Annotated in this window: 18 protein-coding genes; 5 read left to right on the top strand and 13 right to left on the bottom strand. The window is 60.8% G+C overall.

Translation table 11 applies throughout. The features are described from left to right. The 7 genes from HMPREF2978_RS03210 to HMPREF2978_RS03180 are packed head-to-tail and all read right to left on the bottom strand — an operon-like array spanning position 1 to position 7025. The gene (locus tag HMPREF2978_RS03210) at positions 1-756 is read right to left on the bottom strand and encodes a sulfite exporter TauE/SafE family protein (RefSeq protein ID WP_070744066.1); all 756 of its coding nucleotides are present in this window, start codon (positions 754-756) and stop codon (positions 1-3) included. Between the two features lie 6 nt (positions 757-762). Beyond that, positions 763-1239 carry a pantetheine-phosphate adenylyltransferase gene (gene coaD / locus HMPREF2978_RS03205; RefSeq protein WP_070744064.1) on the bottom strand — a complete coding sequence of 159 codons (477 nt, stop codon included), beginning with the start codon at positions 1237-1239 and terminating at the stop codon, positions 763-765. Positions 1240-1241: 2 nt separating this feature from the next. After that, complete coding sequence (gene rsmD / locus HMPREF2978_RS03200; protein ID WP_070528513.1) at positions 1242-1844, bottom strand: 16S rRNA (guanine(966)-N(2))-methyltransferase RsmD; 603 nt, start codon at positions 1842-1844, stop codon at positions 1242-1244. Between the two features lie 42 nt (positions 1845-1886). Continuing rightward, positions 1887-3983, bottom strand: a complete 2097-nt coding sequence (locus HMPREF2978_RS03195; RefSeq protein WP_070744062.1) for an ATP-dependent DNA helicase RecG — start codon at positions 3981-3983, stop codon at positions 1887-1889. 3 nt (positions 3984-3986) lie between these two features. Beyond that, positions 3987-5405, bottom strand: a complete 1419-nt coding sequence (locus HMPREF2978_RS03190; protein WP_070744060.1) for a DAK2 domain-containing protein — start codon at positions 5403-5405, stop codon at positions 3987-3989. A gap of 10 nt (positions 5406-5415) precedes the next feature. Beyond that, positions 5416-6024: a uracil-DNA glycosylase gene (locus HMPREF2978_RS03185; protein ID WP_210383656.1), complete on the bottom strand. Its 609-nt coding sequence runs from the start codon at positions 6022-6024 to the stop codon at positions 5416-5418. Between the two features lie 35 nt (positions 6025-6059). Then, entirely contained in the window at positions 6060-7025 is a 966-nt protein-coding gene (locus tag HMPREF2978_RS03180) for a thiamine-phosphate kinase (RefSeq protein WP_143342265.1), read from the bottom strand. A 92-nt stretch (positions 7026-7117) separates the two neighbouring features. On the opposite strand from HMPREF2978_RS03180, the gene HMPREF2978_RS03175 reads away from it, so the two are divergent. Continuing rightward, positions 7118-8032, top strand: a complete 915-nt coding sequence (locus HMPREF2978_RS03175) for a DUF3515 domain-containing protein (RefSeq protein WP_070528530.1) — start codon at positions 7118-7120, stop codon at positions 8030-8032. Between the two features lie 52 nt (positions 8033-8084). Here the strand turns inward: HMPREF2978_RS03175 and HMPREF2978_RS03170 are convergent, their stop codons facing one another. Both HMPREF2978_RS03170 and HMPREF2978_RS03165 read right to left on the bottom strand, forming a co-directional pair. Further along, positions 8085-9155 (bottom strand): D-alanine--D-alanine ligase family protein, encoded by a 1071-nt coding sequence (locus HMPREF2978_RS03170; protein ID WP_070528532.1) that lies wholly within the window; start codon positions 9153-9155, stop codon positions 8085-8087. 21 nt (positions 9156-9176) lie between these two features. Further along, positions 9177-10175, bottom strand: a complete 999-nt coding sequence (locus HMPREF2978_RS03165; protein WP_070528535.1) for an NAD(P)H-dependent glycerol-3-phosphate dehydrogenase — start codon at positions 10173-10175, stop codon at positions 9177-9179. Positions 10176-10323: 148 nt separating this feature from the next. Between HMPREF2978_RS03165 and HMPREF2978_RS03160 the strand changes: the two genes are divergently transcribed. Further along, positions 10324-11322 carry an NUDIX hydrolase gene (locus tag HMPREF2978_RS03160; RefSeq protein ID WP_070528537.1) on the top strand — a complete coding sequence of 333 codons (999 nt, stop codon included), beginning with the start codon at positions 10324-10326 and terminating at the stop codon, positions 11320-11322. Positions 11323-11372: 50 nt separating this feature from the next. On the opposite strand, the gene HMPREF2978_RS03155 is transcribed toward HMPREF2978_RS03160, so the two are convergent. The 3 genes from HMPREF2978_RS03155 to leuC form a co-directional block, all read right to left on the bottom strand. Continuing rightward, on the bottom strand, positions 11373-12233 hold the full coding sequence (locus tag HMPREF2978_RS03155; protein ID WP_070528539.1) for a hypothetical protein: 861 nt from the start codon (positions 12231-12233) through the stop codon (positions 11373-11375). Between the two features lie 75 nt (positions 12234-12308). Next, positions 12309-12899: a 3-isopropylmalate dehydratase small subunit gene (gene leuD / locus HMPREF2978_RS03150; RefSeq protein ID WP_070528542.1), complete on the bottom strand. Its 591-nt coding sequence runs from the start codon at positions 12897-12899 to the stop codon at positions 12309-12311. A gap of 16 nt (positions 12900-12915) precedes the next feature. Beyond that, positions 12916-14358, bottom strand: coding sequence for a 3-isopropylmalate dehydratase large subunit (gene leuC / locus HMPREF2978_RS03145; RefSeq protein ID WP_070528544.1), 1443 nt, complete (start codon positions 14356-14358; stop codon positions 12916-12918). A gap of 48 nt (positions 14359-14406) precedes the next feature. Between leuC and HMPREF2978_RS03140 the strand changes: the two genes are divergently transcribed. Further along, complete coding sequence (locus tag HMPREF2978_RS03140; RefSeq protein ID WP_070744058.1) at positions 14407-15120, top strand: IclR family transcriptional regulator; 714 nt, start codon at positions 14407-14409, stop codon at positions 15118-15120. Positions 15121-15172: 52 nt separating this feature from the next. Here the strand turns inward: HMPREF2978_RS03140 and HMPREF2978_RS03135 are convergent, their stop codons facing one another. Then, positions 15173-15976 carry a chymotrypsin family serine protease gene (locus tag HMPREF2978_RS03135; RefSeq protein WP_070744056.1) on the bottom strand — a complete coding sequence of 268 codons (804 nt, stop codon included), beginning with the start codon at positions 15974-15976 and terminating at the stop codon, positions 15173-15175. Between the two features lie 167 nt (positions 15977-16143). On the opposite strand from HMPREF2978_RS03135, the gene HMPREF2978_RS12750 reads away from it, so the two are divergent. Together HMPREF2978_RS12750 and HMPREF2978_RS03125 are read left to right on the top strand one after the other, a co-directional pair. Then, positions 16144-16434, top strand: a complete 291-nt coding sequence (locus tag HMPREF2978_RS12750) for a hypothetical protein (RefSeq protein ID WP_083299015.1) — start codon at positions 16144-16146, stop codon at positions 16432-16434. A 116-nt stretch (positions 16435-16550) separates the two neighbouring features. Then, positions 16551-17258: a hypothetical protein gene (locus HMPREF2978_RS03125; protein ID WP_246818719.1), complete on the top strand. Its 708-nt coding sequence runs from the start codon at positions 16551-16553 to the stop codon at positions 17256-17258. Positions 17259-17367: the final 109 nt, after the last annotated feature.

The following is a 17367-nucleotide window of genomic DNA, read 5'->3' as shown; positions in this document are numbered from 1 at the left end:
TTAAGCACCCAGGGTGAAAAGGCCTCGCAGCAATGCGCTGAGCGCTCCTAGGCTGGCCAGCCACAGTGATAGCTTATGGGCCTTGTCCCGAGAGACGCGCCCGGCAATCTTCTTTCCTAGGAGAATGCCCACGCACATGCCAATTCCCCCACAGGGCCACACCAGCCAGTGCAAACCCTCGAAACCGCCGGAGCCCAGGAAATACTTCGTAAGAACCGAAGACAATCCACCGATGACAAAGCAGGGCTGTAGGGTTGGCGCGAGTACCTCTTTGGGCCACCGCGCGGCCTGCGCATAGACCGTGATGACAGGACCGGCCACGCCCGCTAGGGTATTGGTGAAACCGCCCACGATACCCGCGGAGATGGCCGGGCCCGTACCGTTCATCTGCGGGACGAACTTGCGCCCAAAGACCACCACGGCCAGCGCAATCAATAAGGCGGCACCAACCAGAACCAACAATGCCGCGGTATCAATACGTGCGATGAGCAGTGCCGCCGGGATGGAACCGAGGACCATGAAAGGTCCAATGCGCAGCCACTTTCCCCAGTCTACATTTTCACGCATCGAATAGGTCGTGAGAATGGCATTGAGGCAGGCCAAAACGTTGATGACCATGATGCCTTCAACCGGCCCGAGGAAGAGTGTCAGGATGGGCCCACCAATGAGGCCCAGCCCCATGCCGGAGACTCGCTGCAGGCAGGAGCCAGCGATGACGGTAAGGAAGACAACGAGAGGTATTGCCAGTACAGACATGTCCCCTTAGCCTCGGTAGCGTTCCATCACCGCGGCAGCCACATGATCCGGGAACATACCCTTAACATCGCCGCCGTACCGCGCCACCTGCTTGCACAGTGAGGAGGAGATATAGCCGTATTTCTCATCCGTCAGCAAAAAGACCGTATCGATTCCGGAAAGGCGCCGGTTCATCTGCGCCATCGGCAGCTCGTACTCGTAATCCAAGGAGGAGCGGAGGCCCTTCACAATCGTGTCTATGCCATGGGCACTGGTGTAATCCACCAGCAATCCGCCCCACCAGTCCACCTCGATTTCCGGAGAGACGGTACGGCGAATAAGGTCCACGCGCTCCTCCACGCTAAACAGCCCGGAAGGCTTGTCGGGGTTTCCCGTCACCAGCACCGTGACCTTGTCAAAGAGTTCACTGGCGCGATTAAAAACGTCGACGTGTCCCAGCGTGATGGGATCGAAAGAGCCGGGGCATACGGCGTGGGTCGGCATGGCTAGTCCTCCTGGGTTCCAGTGGTATCGGTCTTCGAGCTATCCGCACTGCGGTGATAAATCGCCATATCAAAACGCGCGATGCCAAAGGTCCGCTTCTTAAGTTTCTGACCGGTGGGCTCAAAGCCTTCTGGCCACTGCGTGTGCGGCGAATCCACGTGGCGCTCAATGACGACTATCGCGTCATCATCCAGCACCGGCTCGATGGCGGCGAGAAGCCCATCCACATCATCGAACTCATAGGGTGGGTCCGCGAGCACCATGTCGAAGTAGCCCCGCGGTGCGGTGGCCAGGTAGGACGAAGCTTTCATCTCGCGTACCTCGACGCGCGGGTGCTTCACCACCCCAATATTGTGGCGAATGACCTTCACGGCCGCGGCATTATTCTCCACGAGGACGACTTCCTCAGCGCCGCGGCTTGCTGCCTCCAGGCCCAAAGCGCCGGAGCCAGCAAAGAGATCCAACACGCGGGAATCAATGAACCCCCAGCGCACATTCAACGATGAGAACAGGCCCTCGCGGGCACGGTCGGACGTGGGCCTCGTCCCTGCTTCGGGCACCTTGATGGTGCGCCCACGAGCTTCTCCGGCGATGATTCTGGTCATGGCTTCTACCCTATCTCCCCTCAGTTTCCCGGGGCGACTACCCTAGTTTTTCTCCAAAAATCCCTGTTCATCTGCGCTCAGGTTGTGCGTCAGCTCCTCCGCTAGTTCGGGGTTGCGCTCGACCAACGCGGCGGCATCAGCATGCGTGCGCTCGACGATGTCCCGATCATGGATAAGGTCCAGCAACTTCAGCGTGCGCTTCGTACCGGATTGCAGTGTTCCCAAGATATCGCCCTCGTGGCGCTGCTGTAGGTCGAGCTCAGCTAGGTCAAAACCAGATGGCGTATCCGCGATAGCTTTGATGCGCCGGAACGACTTGCTTTCAGGCTCAGCGGTTGTGTGCAGCAAACACACCGATTCATTGCCGCCGCGCCCCACGCGCCCGCGCAACTGGTGCAGCTGCGAGACTCCAAAGTTCTCCGATTCTCGGATCAGCATGACGGTGGCATTGGGAACATCGACGCCGACCTCGATGACCGTGGTGGCCACAAGGACGTCAATCTCCCCGCGCGCGAAGCTCTCCATTACCTGGTCCTTATCGGGCATCTTGCCGTGGAGCATTTCCACCCGCAGCCCGCGCAAGGGAAGATTGCGCAGTTGGACCGACATGGTTTCCACGCCGCCCTCTCCTTCAATCCGTGGGCAGACGATATAGGCCTGGTGCCCCTTGTCCACCTCTTCACGGATGCGCTCGATGGCGCGGCGTACCCACTCCGGCTTCCATTCGGGAACCACTGCGGACAAGATAGGTTTGCGTCCACCCGGCAGCTCCTTGAGCGTCGAGACCGCCAAATCACCGAACACCGTCATGGCAATCGTGCGCGGGATAGGTGTCGCAGTCATCACCAATAGGTGCGGACTGGTCCCCTCCCGAGTCTTGGTGCGCAGGCTATCGCGCTGTTCGACGCCGAAGCGGTGCTGCTCATCGACGATGACCAGGCCCAAATCGAAGAATTCAACGCTGTCCTGGATGATGGCGTGGGTGCCAATCACGATATCGGCCTCGCCAGAGACAATCTCCAACAAAGCCTTGCGTTTCTCCGCCGTCTTCATCGAACCTGTCAAGACCGTGACGGTGACTCCTTCGGGAACGCTGGCGCTAATCGACGCCCCATGCTGCGCCGCCAGAACCTCCGTCGGGGCGAGCAGTGCAGCTTGTTTTCCAGCATCAACCGCCTGCAACATGGCACACGTGGCAACGAGCGTCTTGCCCGAACCGACCTCGCCTTGCAACAGCCGCATCATGGGCGCGGTGCCGCACAGATCTGCGTCGATCTCGCCAATGACTCGTCGTTGACCGTCGGTCAGAGCGAAGGGTAGCCCGCTGAGCAGCTCATCGCGGAAGCCTTCCAGAATCGCCGGCATTGGGGTTGCCGTACGCGCCTTAACATCGCGCTGCCGCAAGGCCATAACTAGGCCAACCGATAAGGCTTCGTTGTACTTAAGCCGCTGGATGGCGCGCTCCGGACCATTGTCACCCGGTTCATGGATCTCGCGCACGGCTTGATCCAGCGTCACCATCATCCGGTAGTCCAGCGGCTCCGGGATCGGCGGGGTGTGCTCGAGCACTTTGTGGATAGCGCCCATGATGTACCACGACGTCACCTTTCCGCTAGCCGGGTACACGGGAATCCATTCGCGCTGCAGGAATGTCTCCAATGAGCCGAACTGGGAGAGCTTCTTCAGCGAACCTGTCCCCTGCCCAGTGGTGCTATCCAGCAGAGACTCCTGATAGCGGCCGGGATCGAGGATAAGAAAATCGGGGTGCTGCAGGCTGGGGTATCCCCGGAAGTATTTCAACTTGCCCGAGAGCATGACGCGCATGCCTCGCCCAAGCACGCGTTGCACGTAGTGTGCATTGAAAAAGGAGGCCTGGACTCCGCTATCCATGTAGAGGATAAACACCATGGCTTTAGAGGTGTGCTTAACGCGGAGATCCTCGATAACGCCAGTGATGGTGACGTGTTCACCATCCTCAGCACCGCCGAGGCCCACGTCCTTATTGTGGCGGATGTAATCGCGCGGATAGTGGCTGAGCAGCTCCCCGCACGTGGTGTATCCGAAGGCGCGCTTGAAAGCCGCGGCATCCTTCTTTGCCAAGATTTCCGTCAGTGCGCGGTCATCCTGCCAGCCCAACATGGCCTACTCCACCCCAATCTCAGTGCGCAGTCCAGGCACGCGCAGAACGACGACCTCAATCCCCAGTTTACGGGCTAACTCCTCTTCATCTAGCTCAAGGCCAGTCAGCACCGTGATCTGCTCGCCGCCATAGCCCAGCTGAGTACGGCATGCTGCTAGAATCCCAGCCACGCTTTCTCTATCTGGATAAGCCACCCGCATGGAGCCGGCAGCGTCCGTCATAGCGGCGAGCACGTCGTCGGTGTGCGCAGAACTCGGCGTATAAACCGAGAGCGCCGCTAGCCCGGCAACCAGGGAATCGGTCGGAATGACAGTCGCCTTGCCTGGGTCGCCACCGCAGCCATTGGGTAAGAAAAGATCTCCCTCCCCGGCGCTCTGCAGCTCTTCGCCGGGCTGGACGACGTCCGCCCCCACCTTCTCAAAAAGCTCCCGCGCGGCCCCTTCAGGCACCGCAGCAAAGATACGCCGCTGTGCTCCCCCGCCACCAGCAGAATCTTCGCATCGGGCCGCCTGACCCGCCTGCGGTAGCGCTTCGAGCCGCAGGTTGCTGACATTTCCCAGGGCATAGGCCTTTTCGATCACGGCCCCCGCCTCAGCGCTATGGATGTGCACGCTGGCGGAGGTTTCCGTGGCCCGTGCAATGACGAGACTATTGCCCAGCGGAGCCAAGGCCTCTTCAATGTCGCTCAGGTTGCCCTCAAAGAAGAAAATTGCCTCGATCTCGGCGAGTTCTTCTCCTGCCTGCGGCTCCCGCGCCGCGAACTCGTCAGGGGGCGCAGACGCCGAGACGGTCAGTGGTTGGCTGGCGGGGGCGTGCCCTGTGACCTGAGCGAGCAAGCACTCGAGCAAAATTACGAAGCCGGTTCCGCCAGCATCCACAACGCCGGCTTCGCGCAGCGCTGGTAGCTGCGAGGGGGTCTCAGCAAGGGCCTTCCGTGCGGCCTCGACCGCTGCTAACAAGATGCCGTGGAGCTCGGCTCCAGGCTGCTCAGCAGCCTCACGTGCGGCGGTGGCTGCGGCTCGCAGCACGGTAATAATCGTTCCTTCCACCGGTGTAGCGAGCGCGCGGTCCACCAACGTGACGGCCAGCGTCAAAGCATCAGCTAAGACCGCACCATCCACGCGCGAATCTGTCGTGGCATCGGCAACACCTCGCAGGACCTGGGAAAGCACCACCCCCGAGTTGCCGCGCGCCCCGCGCACCGAGCCGATGGCCAAGGCTTCAGCCACGTCCGCCTCGCCCTTATCGGCCTCCGCCAAGGCGGACTCCATGGTGTGCGCCATGTTGGATCCTGTGTCCGAATCGGGCACCGGGAAAACGTTGAGGGCATTGATCTCAGCGCGGCGGCGCTGCAGCTCCTCCACGGTTCGTGCGGCCCACTCGTGCAGGCCACGAGCATCCAACTCGGCGGGATATGACATGCTGGCTAGTTTACAAGCGCCAGTCCACCGCGGGGACGCCGCGGGCCTCTAACGCCGCGTTTGCGCGGGAGAAGGGACGCGAGCCGAAGAACCCACGCCGCGCTGACAGTGGCGAAGGATGCGGGGAAGTAATGCAGTCCGTGCCCGGTAGAAAGGCCTGGCAGGACTGGGCGTCGCGGCCCCACAGGATGGCAACGATATCGCGCCCTGCCAGCGCCCTGATCGCTGCCTCGGTAATCGCCTCCCACCCGAGACGGCGGTGCGAACCCGCCTGGCCCGGGGCCACGGTGAGTACCCGGTTGAGCAACAGCACGCCCTGGTCATACCAGGCCCGCAAGTCGCCGTCCGCGCGGCCGGGGATGCCGAGGTCGTCGCCAAGCTCGGCGTAGATATTCTTCAGCGAACGCGGTGCCGGCACACCCGGCCGCGTGGAGAAGGACAAGCCCATGGCATGCCCCGGCGTGGGATAGGGATCCTGGCCCACGATGAGCACCCGCACCTCCTCGAGGGGCATGGACAGAGCGGCGAATACATCCTCGGCAGGCGGCAAGAACTCTGCGCCAATCGCGCGCTCGATGCCTGGGAGATTCTCCTCCAGGGCCTGTCGGATGTGCGGCATCCACGAATAGTGGATGCGGGAAGTATCGATGTGGCTCACGCGAATCCCTCCCAGCCCTCGCTATAGCGTGGCTCCTCTCCATCAATGAATACTCCGGTGCCGCGCAGTACGCGGCCGATTTCGCGGAAACCAGAGGGAGCGGCCTTAAATGTGGTGGCCAACAGCGTATGGTCCTCGCCGCCAGCCAAGACCCATTCCCAAGGATCAATATCGAGCACCGCGCCGGCAGCCGCCAGCAGCGGATCGGGAGCAATCGCGTCGCGGTCGAGGTCGATGCGCACCCCGGAACGCCCAGCCAGATGTCCTACATCGCGCACGAGCCCATCGGAATTATCCGTCATCGCCGTCGAGCCCGTTGCCCGAGCGATGACTCCGCGCCCCGGGGCGAGGGTGGGAGCACAGTGGGCGTCGACCAGCGGCCAGAACTCCTCCAGCTCCGGTGGCAAGGCGCGGCCATAGCGTTGCAAAAGAGCCAGGCCCGCCCCGGAGTACCCAATCTTGCCGTGCGCCACCAGCTTCTGACCCGCACGCGCACCATCCAAAGTCAGAGGTGCTCCGCTTCCGCCCAAAGAACCCATCGCGGTGACGTTAATAACCAAGCTATCGCTGCGGGTTAGGTCGCCCCCGACGAGCTCAGCGTTGTACACCGCGCAGCGCTCAGCAATGCCTTGCGCGATCCCCCGCACGAAGTCCACCGGGGTATCTCCTGGGGCGGCAATCGCCAGCAATGCTGCTGTAGGCCGCGCACCCATCGCTTCGATGTCTGCGAAGTTGCGCACGATGGCTTTCTGGCCGATTTCCGCGGCGGTGGACCAGTCCCGCCGGAAATGCCGGCCTTCCACCATCATGTCCGTCGCGGCCACCGTGCGGGAGTTCGGCGCCGCCGGGTAGAGCACCGCAGCATCGTCGCCGTTGAGCGCGCTCGGGGCGGCGGTGACAATCTCATGGATAACGTGCCGTTCGCCGGCTTGGTCGAGGGTATGGGACAAACCCACCGTCACGGACTCCTTTTCCTTGCGCAGGCCACGCGCCGCTCGTGCGCGCGCAGTCCACGTTCGTTCTTCTCGGGCTATCAGCGATAGGATAAGCCCCTATGGATACCCAATTTAACCGCACCGCAATTTACATCTCACTAGGGATCGCCATCGCGATGGTCTTCGCGGTAATTTTTGGGGCAAAATACGTATTCACCAGCGCCGCGCAACAGCCGGTAGCGCTGCCTCCCACTCCGTCTGAAGCAGCGGACTCCCCCGAGTGCGCCGCTGTCGTTGACGCTCTGCCGGACAAGCTCATGGGATACTCACGGGTCGAACTCGCCGACCCAGCCCCGGCGGGTGCCGCAGCCTGGACGAAGAGCTCGGAGGACAAAATAACTCTGCGCTGTGGCGTTGACCTGCCGCAACAATTTACGGAGTATTCCCAGACCATCGAGGCTGACGGGGAATCCTGGCTGCAGGTCGTCGACGCCACCCCCGGATCCAACCTCACGACGTGGTACAGCACCGAGTACACCCCCGCCATCGCCGTAACCACCTCCTCGGAGAACGCCAAGGACGAGGCGCCGGAGGGGCTGGAGGATGCCTTCAAGCACCTAGATTCGAAGCCCCAGAAGGCAAATGCAGCACCACTGTCGCAGCTGAAGGCGGGCCCGGATTCCATGTGTCCCGCCCTAGAGAAGGCCCTACCGGAAACACTTGCGGAGGGTTACACGCGCCGCACCGATGTGGGCGATAAGAACACCTGGGTGTACAGCGCGCCGGGCCAAGAGGAGATCGTCGTGCGCTGCGGCGTGGGCGCCCCAGAAAACTACCGCGCGGGTGTTCAGCTCCAGCAGGTTAACGACGTCCCGTGGTTCGAGGACACTACCCTGGCAGAGGGCACCACGGCCGGCACGTGGTTCGCGCTCGGCCGGGCGGAAGATCTCGCACTATCCACCCCACAAGAGGCGGCGAACTCCGCACTGGTGCGTCTGAGCGACGCCCTCGTTAAAGCCACCCCTTCCCAATAGGAGCAGCACAGCTTCCACATTCAGTGCCTGGCCTTTGCACTCGGCTGGGGAACTAGGCGCGCGCGAGGGCGGTCTGGATGAGGATATCGAGCAGCTCGGCATAGTCCACGCCCACGGCGGCGAAGACCTGCGGGTACATCGAAATTGGGGTAAAGCCAGGGAAGGTATTTACCTCGTTGATGCAGTAAGAATCACCGCTGACGAAGAAGTCCACGCGGGATAGGCCCGCAGCGCCCAGCGCCCGGAAAGCCTCAATTGCCCGCTGGCGAAGCTCGGTGGTCATCTCCTCACTCAACGGAGCCGGAATCGCTGCCGAGACGCCCTCGTCGATGTACTTGGCGTCGAAGTCATAGAAGCCTTCCTCAGACTCCGTGGTACCCAAGAGCTTGGCTGGCACAGAAGCCTGGAGGCTGCCGTCTGGACGTTCGAGAACACCCACCTCCACCTCGGCACCGCTGATCTCCGGTTCGACGAGAACCTTGTCATCGGACTCATAAGCCAGGGCCAACGCTGCGTCGAAGTCTTCCCAGGCAGAAACCTTGGAAACGCCGATAGAGGAACCACCACGCGCCGGCTTCACAAAGACGGGCAGGCCAAGGCGTTCCTTTTGGGCGTCGTCAAGCGTGGCTTCACCGGTAAGTACTACTTGGGGCGCTACCGGAAGGCCTTCCGCGACCAGAAGCTTCTTGGTGAACTCCTTGTCCATTCCCACAGCCGAAGCCAATACGCCTGCGCCGACGTAGGGAATCCCCGAAAGTTCAAAGAGGCCCTGCACTGTGCCATCTTCTCCAAAGGGGCCGTGCAGAACTGGGACGATGACATCCACCTCGGTGTAGTGCTCGTGGCGGGTGACATTGTGGATACGCCCACGCGTGGCAGGGTTGAGGGATAACGCCAGCTCATCGTGGAGTTCTACTTCGGGCAGGCGCCCGTCAACAATGCTGAGCCCCGCGCGGTTGCCCTGCGTCCAGGTGCCTTCCCGCGTAATGCCGATGGGCACGACTTCATATTTTTCCGGATCAAGGTGCTCCATGATGGCGCCAGCGGAAATGCACGACACCGAATGCTCGGAGCTGCGACCGCCGTATACAACGGCAACGCGCACAGGTTTCGCTTCAGTCATACCGAGCAACTTTACTCGGCTTTACTCAGCTTTCTTGGTGCGACCCATCAGAGCAACAATCATGTCGTCGACAGTCACCCCGCGATGGCACACACCGTAGACCGCTTGGGTAATCGGCATCTCTACGTCTGCGCGCTGCGCCAACCGGAAGATTGAATCAGATGAGATAACGCCTTCCGCGACCTGACCATTGGTGGCGGCTGTAGCTTCCTCCAGAGTGCCGCCCTGGCCCAGGCGGTAACCAAAGGTGCGGTTGCGAGACAGCGTCGAGCTGCACGTCGCCACAAGGTCACCCATTCCAGCAAGACCAGAGAAGGTGAACGGGTCCGCTCCCAGCTTCACGCCGAGACGGGTAATCTCTGCGAGCCCGCGCGTGATAATGGTGGCCATCGTGTTATTGCCCAGTCCTTTGCCCGCAGCCATGCCGCAAGCCAGTGCAATCACGTTCTTGCAGGCGCCGCCGATCTCCGCGCCGATGACATCGGTGTTGGTATAGGGACGAAAATACGGTGCTGCGGCAGCATGCTGGACGGCCTCGGCACGGGCAGCGTCACTGCAGGCAATGACCGTAGCGGCAGGCTGTTCCTGAGCCACTTCCTTGGCCAAGTTGGGCCCTGAGAGCACGGCAATGCGGTCAGCGGATACGCCGGCGGCGTCCGCAATGACCTCGCTCATCAAGTTGAGAGTGGCCTTCTCCACGCCTTTAGAGATTGATACCAAGGTCGCTTCTTCCGGCAACAGTGGCGCCCACTTTTCCAGGTTTCCGCGAAGCGTCTGGGAAGGAACGCCAAAGATGACGATGTCTGCGGTTTCCAGTGCAGTCGCCGGCTCGGTGGTCGCCTTAATGGACTCCGGAAGTGAAAGCTCTGGGAGGTAGTCCGGATTCTCGTGGCGCGTGTTGATAGCGTTCGCCAGCTCCTCGCGGCGCGCCCACAAACGGACGTCGTTACCCGCGTCAGCAAAGACTTTCGCCAGCGTGGTTCCCCACGAGCCCGCCCCCATTACTGCCACGTTTGCCATGTGCCACCTCACTCTAGATTCCTCTGCATCGGCTTTTCCCATTAAAGCACGCCTGGCATTCCTGCACGCTCGGCGCGTAAGACTGCATCGCGACAGCGAGTGGAGGAAGATGGAGGAGGTTGAAAGCTACTGGTGCAAAAGGAGCAGCATGCCCAAGGCAAAGAACATGCATGAGACGGACAAAGATAGTCGATCGGAGGTCTTTATCTCCGGACGCCACCAGGAGATCCCGGTCGATCCGGCGGATGAGTTCAAGCGCACGACGCTTGCCGCCGGTGCGGTTCTCTGGCGTGGTGACCCGCACGATCCGGAGATTGCGCTTATCCACCGCCCGCACTATGACGATTGGTCGCTGCCCAAGGGCAAGGTCGATCCGGGTGAATCCCTCCCCACCACTGCCGCGCGCGAGATCCTCGAGGAAACCGGCTATAGCGTGCGCCTAGGAAAGCTCATCGGCAAGGTGGCTTACCCCGTGCAAGGCCGCACGAAGGTGGTTTACTACTGGCTAGCGCGGGTGCTCGACGGCGAGTACACCCCCAATCAGGAGACTGATGAGCTGCGTTGGATGAAGATCGACGAGGCCAGCGCGCTGCTCTCCTACGACGTAGATGCCCAGGTTTTAGCAAAAGCTAAGAAACGTCTCCGCCTCACTCCAACGACTCGCGTCCTGTACGTGCGCCATGCTCGCGCCCACCAGCGCCGCTCCTGGGAGGGCGACGATGACCTGCGCCCGCTGGATAAGAAGGGCCGCCGCCAAGCGGAGATGCTCGTGCCGATGCTCACGCCTTTCCACCCGACCGCCATCTACAGTGCACCGCCGCAGCGCTGCCAGCACACTGCTGCCCCGCTGGCGGACGAACTCAGCATGGACATCGCCGTGAACAAAGCATTCGGCGATGATGTGTTTGCTGAATCTCCGGAAGAAGCACGCGCGGCCTTCCAGCGCGTTGTCGACGGCGGCGGCGTTCCGGTCATCGTGAGCCAAGGCCTGACCATTCCGGGAATCCTCGAATCCTACGCGCCGAAATTCCTTAAGGCGCCAATCGAAGAACTCAAGTTCAAGAAAGCATCGGTATGGGTTCTTTCCTTCAACGACGGTGAGCTTACCGGGGCGGACTACCTAGCGAGCCCGCTTCCTGTGCGTTAAGCACGGCATCGCCCACGTCTCTTAGAGAGTTTCTACGCCGCCCTGCTGCCTTATTCCCATCGCGCTGCAGGGCGGCGCTGCATAGCGCGAGTGAAAAGGACCATCCCTAGCGCCCAGATCGGATAGGCGGCAATGAAGCCGACGATGGGAATAAAGACAAGCAGGCTCGTGATGAGGGAGCAGACCAAGATAAAGAGCAGCGACTGCCCTAGGTTCTCCATGACCAGGTCAAGGGCCTCTCGGAAGCAGTCCATGAGAGGCTTTTCGGGGTTATCAGCCTTGATCACGGGCGCTGGCCACAGAAGCGCAAAGAGAATCAGTCCGGGGAAGCCGCCCGCAATTGTTCCGAGCATTGCCAAAATAAAGAAGCAAGCATAGACGCCGGCGCAACCACTCAGCTGGGCAAACCTAAAGTAGTCGCGGAAGGTGACCTTCTCCCCATCAGCGATCTTCCGGGAACCATTAAAGAGGTTCGCCATCAGCCAGAAAAGATAAGCGAAGGCGGCTAGCCCCATGACAACCATGAGAGGGATCCCCACGGTAGGCACCAAAGGCTCAATATCCGTGCCGCTTTCTTCCATTGCTGCAAAGATGCCGCCTACAACGGTACTCGGCACAAGGAGAAGAGCAAAAGTGATGATGAAATGCACCAGCATGGCCAGCATCCCTGGCACAGGCTGCTTCAGGTAGCCTTTGAAAGATTGGCCCACGATATCCATGGCGTCGATGGGCTGCGCACCCGCCCCGCCGGATGGATTACCAGGCACAGCGCCGGTCTGCTGGTAGCCGAAACCCCCTGACTGTTGATAGCCATAACCGGTGGCGTCGTGGTAGTCATAGCTGCCGTACCCGGTGGTGCCGCCGAATTGATTACCGTTGTCTCCGCTAATGCCTTGGTAAGGGTTGCTCATGCTGAGGATGTTAACGGGGCGGTGTGTCCGGCGCCACAGGAAGCGGGGAATGCTACCCCGCTGGCGACACGTCCGTTAGGGCGTGATGACGCGCGGCTTGAATCCCGGACGCGTGGATTCAAAGGCATCGATATCCGTCTCATTGCGCAGGGTCAGGCCGATATCATCCAGCCCCTCCATAAGGCGCCAACGGGTGTAGTCATCGATATCGAAGGTATAGCTATTGCCGCCCACGGTGACCGTGCACGCCTCCAAGTCGACGGTGGTTTCGGTCTCCCCTGCCTCCAACTGTTTCCAGATGAGCTCAATGTCTTCTTGTTCCATGAGCCCCGTCAGCAGGCCGGCCTTGCCAGAGTTGCCGCGGAAAATATCGGCGAAGCGAGAAGAAAACACCGCCTTGAATCCGTACTCAGCAAGCGCCCATACCGCGTGCTCACGGGAAGAACCGGTACCAAAGTCCGGGCCCGCGAAAAGCACAGAGCCCTCCCTAAACGGTTCCTGGTTGAGCACAAAGTTTTTATCACTGCGCCAATTGGAGAACAGGCCGTCTGCAAACCCCGTGCGCTTCACGGACTTCAGGTAGCGCGCTGGGATGATCTGGTCGGTGTCCACATTGGAGACACGCAGCGGAACGCCGACGCCAGTGTGAGTAATAAACTTCTCCATTTTCTTCTCCCTTTCCTTAAGCGCCGGCAACGGCGGAATCGTCAATATCTGCAGGTGCGGCCAAGTGCCCCAGAACTGCGGTTGCCGCGGCGACGGCCGGGGACACCAGGTGGGTGCGGCCGCCAGGGCCCTGACGGCCCTCAAAGTTGCGGTTGCTTGTCGACGCCGACCTCTCCCCCGGCTTCAACTGGTCCGGGTTCATGCCCAGGCACATCGAGCAGCCAGCAGTGCGCCATTCGGCGCCGAAGTCGGTGAAGATTTTGTCCAGCCCTTCTTCCTCAGCCTGAGCCTTGACCACGGCCGAGGACGGAACCACCATCATGCGGGTATCCGCCGCGATGCTGCGCCCCTTGACCACCTCGGCGGCTGCACGCAGATCCTCAATGCGTGCGTTCGTGCACGATCCAAGGAAGACCGTGTCGATCTGGATATCGCGCAGCGGCGTGCCGGGCTTTAGATCCATGTAGGACAATGCCTTTTCGACGGAGGCCTTTTCTCCATCGTCACCGCACTCCTCCGGGTCGGGCACCGTAGCGCTCAGCGGCAGGCCCTGCCCCGGGTTAGTACCCCAAGTCACGAAAGGCGTGAGTGCGGAGCCGTCGATCTCTACGACGGTATCGAACTCGGCGCCCTCGTCGGTCGGCAGAGTCTTCCAGTACTCGACGGCCGCATCCCAGTCTTCTCCTTGCGGTGCGAATTCACGGCCCTTGACGTATTCAAAAGTGGTCTCATCCGGAGCCACCATGCCGGCGCGGGCGCCAGCTTCGATGGACATGTTGCAGATGGTCATGCGGGCTTCCATCGACATTTTGCGAATGGCCTCACCACGGTATTCGATGATGTGGCCCTGGCCGCCGCCGGTGCCAATCTTGGCAATGATCGCCAGAATCAAGTCCTTGGCGGAAACGCCTTCCGCCAGCTCACCGCTAACCTCAATGGCCATCGTCTTAAAGGGCTTGAGCGAAAGCGTCTGGGTGGCCATGACGTGCTCCACCTCAGAGGTACCGATACCCATAGCAATAGAGCCGAAGGCACCGTGCGTCGACGTGTGCGAGTCACCGCACACAATGGTCATGCCGGGCTGGGTAATTCCCAGCTGCGGGCCTACGGTGTGAACGATGCCTTGCTGAGCATCACCCATCGAATGCAGACGCACGCCGAACTCCTCACAGTTCTTGCGCAGCGTGGACACCTGCGTGCGAGAGACCTCATCTTTGATTTCTAAAAGGTTGCCGGTCTTAATTCCCACCGTCGGAACATTATGGTCTTCAGTAGCCAGGTGCAGCTCCGGGTGGCGCATCGTGCGTCCGGCCAGGCGAAGACCGTCGAAGGCCTGCGGGCTGGTAACTTCATGCAGGAGCTGGAAATCAATATAAAGAAGATCGGGCTCGCCGTTCTCTCCCTTGCGCACGACATGGTCGCGCCATACCTTCTCTGCGAGTGTCAGTTTCTCAGTCATGTACCTCTCCACTTGAAATCTCAATTAATGGGACGTAGATTTCATTATATGGGAGAGTATAGCGCAGTATCAGGAATTAAGGTATTGGATCGCGCCGTAGCCATCATGATGGCCGCGACCAACCAACCTTCTACACTCAACGAACTTTGTGAGACTACCGGCCTACCCCGGGCAACCGCACACCGTCTCGCCACAGCGCTCGAGGCGCACCGAATTCTTACCCGCACCCCGGATGGAAAGTGGGGCGCGGGCCCTGCCCTTCCCGGCAACAGGGATCGGATCATCGAAACCGCCGGCCCGATTATGGAGGAGCTTCTTGACGCCACAGGCGAATCCGTCCAGCTTTACGAACTCTCCGGCACCACCCGTACATGCATCGCCACGCGTGAGCCGGAAATTGGACTCCACAACGTGGTCCCTGTAGGCCGCCAGCTCCCGCTCACCTCAGGCTCCGCCGCTAGAATCTTCGCAGCCTTTTCGGATGTACACGTTGAGGATGCCATTTTCAGCGAGCACGATGTCGAACTCGCTCGCACCAACGGTTATTCCGAATCCATCGAAGAACGCGAGTCAAACCTCGCTTCCGTCTCCGCGCCCGTCTTCGACGGCGCCGGAAACTTCATCGCCGTACTTTCCATCTCCGGTTCGGCCGAGCGCTTCCGTCCCTCCCCAGCGGAGAAATTTGCTGACGTACTGGTTAGCGCTTCTAACCGTCTGAGTGCAGCCCTTTCCAGCGGATCCCCGAACAACGGCAACCGCTAAGAACGCCGACGGCTAGGCCTGCAAACTCCGGCCCCAGACACTCCAGATACCTCTAAATACTCAAACCAAAATACATTGCGAGGCCACGCAGTCCTTCTGGGCCCGCGCTGCTTGTCGAGGACAACGCCTCACCCTTTTCCTGCACCACCCGGATTGGATTTCCCGGTTCCCGGTTGGGACGTCGCGGTACCCAACCTTGATGCGGCAGGCGCGCCAGTTCATCCGCGTGTGGCATCCGTGCATAGTTTGAGAAAATTACCGTCCGGCCTTCTCGATTGGTCTGGGTAATCCCCTGATAAATACCCACCACGCCCGGCTGACCCGGAACAGAGACCGCCCCGCCACTATCCCCCGGGGCCAGCGACACATCGACCGCATAGTTCATTCCGGGGAAGAGACCCGGCCCACGGACGGCAGTACCACACTGCCGGGGCGCAGACTGCCCGTCGAAACACACAGTTGCACCTTCGCCCGGAACCGGCGCCATGCCATCCCCAGTGAGGGGGTTTCCGGCCGAGTACGTTCCGCCGGCGAACTGAATATAGGCCAAGTCATGCCCTGCCGCCCCGGAAGACTTGAACCAACGCAAGGTTCCTACGTGCTGGCCCACTTCGTTATACATCTGCTCCCCGTTGAGACCGCAGTGGGCCGAGGTCCACGCCCGGCTAGCCTCAACATAGCCGACACTGCACAAGGTGCCATCAGCAGCAGCAACCTTTTGCCCCTGCCTCACCGGCACACCCTCGGCAGCCATTGCGGGGGTAGCAAGAGCAATGGCTAGCGAGCATGCACCAACCACGGAACCAAGGCCGGAAGCAAAAAGCGAAAGGCGACGCTGAGGAGACTTATTCATCATGCTTTCACTCTAGCCTGTTTCGCCTCACATACACCTCACGCCCCGCACGTCACTCTACTAACACCCCCTAGTACCCCCACTATTGAAACCGAGTTGAAAACACGCTTTACTGACAATGACAGTTACTGAAAACTGATTGAAAATTCACAGCCTTTCAAGGAGGAGTCATGACCCACACCATTCACGACGAGCACACGCACACCCACGGCGAAGGCTGCGGCCACGTCGCATTCCCGCACGGCGATCACACTGACTACGCCCACGATGGCCACATCCACCGCGAGCATGAAGGCCACTGGGACGAGTGCGAGGCATCCGAGCACACCGTTCACGAGGGCCACGACCACGAGCACGGCGAAGGCTGCGGCCACGTAGCGATCCCGCACGGCGATCACGTGGACTATCTGCACGATGGCCACCGCCACGCAGCGCACGATGGCCACTGGGATTGCCACTAAAAGCACTCCGGATTCCATTTTTCTGAGCTGCCTAGCCCGCACCCACGATGCCGGGCTTGGGCAGCTCTCCCCGTTTTCTCCAGCACACCTCGGTACATCCCGTTAGGGTGGGTCTTATGACTTCCACGCGCTCCCTCCGTCCCGTCGCAGTTTTTGCAGCCATAGCCACCGCTGGCGTTCTAACGGTTGGATGCTCCACGTCATCCGACATGGCGGCATCGTCAGGCCCGGGCGAAGTATCGGGTGAGCCAACTTTCGAGAACACATACCCGGCCTTTCAGCCGCTCAATGATGACGCTGAACTTCACGTTCCTGACTCCGCCGACGAAGGAGCCCCATCCGGCCCCGAACCGACAATGCCCGGCACCGCAGCCGATCAGCCTGCGAGCCAGCCTCAGCAGCCGGATACTCAAGCGCAGGGTGTGCAAGGAGCCCAACCAGGCGCAGGCCAGCACCAGACCACTCAGGCTGCAAAGATGGCCACCTACAACAGCCTTTCCGGACAGCTCCCCCAAGGCGAGGCCAACGGTGCAGCAGTCAACGTTCACGGCACACCCGCCACGGTGTGCCAGATGGGCGATGGCTATAACATCGCCTTCGTCATGGCCGGCGCAAACACTAGTTGCGATTTTGCGCGCTCCACAGCCGGCCGCTTGATGACTTTAGCCCCAAGCTCCCAAGATGACCTCCGCGCCTATATCCCCGCACAGGTAACCGTCAACAGCTCGGTCACACAGCAGAACTACTCACTGACGTGCAACATCGATGAGCACGAGGTCATTCGCTGCACGGGCGGCAATAACGCTGAAGTCCTAATTGTCTAGAGCCCAGACCGCTAACCCCGTACCCCGATCACAAAAGAGGGCGGTAAGCAATAAAGCTTGCCGCCCTCTTTATTTGTACCCCGTACGGGATTTGAACCCGTGTTACCGG

The sequence above is a fragment of the Corynebacterium sp. HMSC074C01 genome (assembly GCF_001814605.1).
Taxonomy (GTDB): Bacteria; Actinomycetota; Actinomycetes; order Mycobacteriales; family Mycobacteriaceae; genus Corynebacterium.
Note: the sequence above shows the minus strand (reverse complement) of the source record. Positions and strands in the feature narration are given on the sequence as shown.